At 63.2% G+C, this 1,584-nt stretch carries 2 protein-coding genes and 1 pseudogene; all 3 read left to right on the forward strand.

Annotated elements, in window-relative coordinates:
- Positions 1-97, forward strand: a pseudogene (locus A3AG_RS34885) (integrase core domain-containing protein); the annotation flags it as partial.
- A 28-nt stretch (positions 98-125) separates the two neighbouring features.
- A complete protein-coding gene (locus A3AG_RS0100070) occupies positions 126-491 on the forward strand; it encodes a hypothetical protein (RefSeq protein WP_145987298.1) in 366 nt (121 codons plus the stop codon).
- Positions 492-799: 308 nt separating this feature from the next.
- A partial coding sequence (locus A3AG_RS30895; RefSeq protein WP_035847400.1) for a WD40/YVTN/BNR-like repeat-containing protein occupies positions 800-1,584 on the forward strand: 785 nt, incomplete at its 3' end.

Here is a 1,584-nt window from a genome sequence, read left to right on the forward strand (position 1 = left end):
GTTCGTCGAACGCCTTTGGCGCAGCGTCAAATACGAGGAGGTCTACCTGAAAGCCTACGACTCGGTCAGCCATGCGCGCCGCTCTATCGCTAACTGGCCTCGACGTGGAGCGCCTACGACATCTCGTGAACCCTGCTGTCTTCCACAAGGTGCAGGCGAACCGCATCGTGCCCCGTGATCCGGCGCTGACTCCACAGCGCCTGCGGCAGGTGCTCGTCCTGCCTTCGGCGCAGGCAACTTTGCCCGCGGATCTCCAGGAAGCCCTCCAGCGCGACGCTCGCACTGGAGGGCTTGAGCAGATGCGCGTGGTCGCCCAGGGGGTCGAAAGCGCGCGGGAGCACCCTCAGCGCACCGTGGTGATCGAAGGCATGCAACCTGGGCTTACCTATGGCGTGCGCGTCGTGCACGAGCGCGATGCCGAAACCATGACGGCGGCGGAGAACGTATGCCGAGTACCGGTCTGCCCTGCCGATTTCGTGCAGCCGAGGTAAGGGCGGCTTGTCGAAGACATAAAGGGGTTCGCGTCTGTCACCAGGCGCCCTGCGGTCAAGCAATCCGCGGTAAAAATCGCAACGTAAATGGGGGAGGCGATCATGCGTGAAGGTCAGTCTGCTGCCGCCTTGCAGGGGAGCGAACAACAAAGAAGACATGTGCGGTGTAGCCCATTCAGGCAGCGTGTGCGGAGGGCGATTGCCGCCTTCGGCGTTGCATTGATCGCAGGGCTCCCCTGTGGCCCAAGCGCAGGTCAATTGGCGGATCGACAACATCAGCCCACTCAATTCGGACCGCCACACGTCCGATGCAAACAGTGCTAGCGGGGGGGCGCGTCAACAAACTTGGCGCGCATCCCACCAACAACCAGATCTACTTTGCGGCCAGCGAATGGGGCGGCCTGTATCGAACGACCGACGGCGGGCGCAACTGGGTATATGTTCCCGGGCACCGCGCGCAGGCAGTCTGGGATGTGAAGTTCAGTCCGAATAATCCCACGATCCTCGTTGCTACCTCGCGGTTCGACGGCAAGACGACCCCGGACTCCGGGATCAGCGTCAGTCGGGACGGCGGCACCACGTGGACAGTTCCTCCCACCGCGCGCCCCAGTGCGAGTGATTGCCGATTCGCAGTGGACAGGACGGAGCCCGAGGCTTTCGGTATTGCGTTTGACCCCGCGAATGCGAACACGATTTACGTGGGCACAAGCTGCGGTCTGGCGACCAGCACCGATGCTGGCGTCACGTGGCGCTACATTGATCCCACGCCAGCCTATGGGGGCATGCGAGTGTGGAGCGTCATCGTCCACCACGGTGTTGTCGACATCTGCGGTGACGAGGGGCACCTGCGCTCCACCGACAATGCGGCCACCTTCATTGGTGGTGGTGCAGAGCCGGCAGGCTTATGTTCACTGGCAGCCTCTCCCGACGAAGGCAACGTGATTTTCCTCTCGGTCGGCACGCAAATCTTCGAGAGCCGGGACGGCGGCGCGACCTGGCTGGGCGGCGACAATCATTTTGTCCGGCGTAGCGACAAACATCTTGGCCGGTGGCGGGAACTCGGAGGCGGCGTAGCCGCCGGAGAGTTTCCGCC

It is taken from the genome of Cupriavidus neocaledonicus (assembly GCF_000372525.1).
Lineage (GTDB): Bacteria > Pseudomonadota > Gammaproteobacteria > Burkholderiales > Burkholderiaceae > Cupriavidus > Cupriavidus neocaledonicus.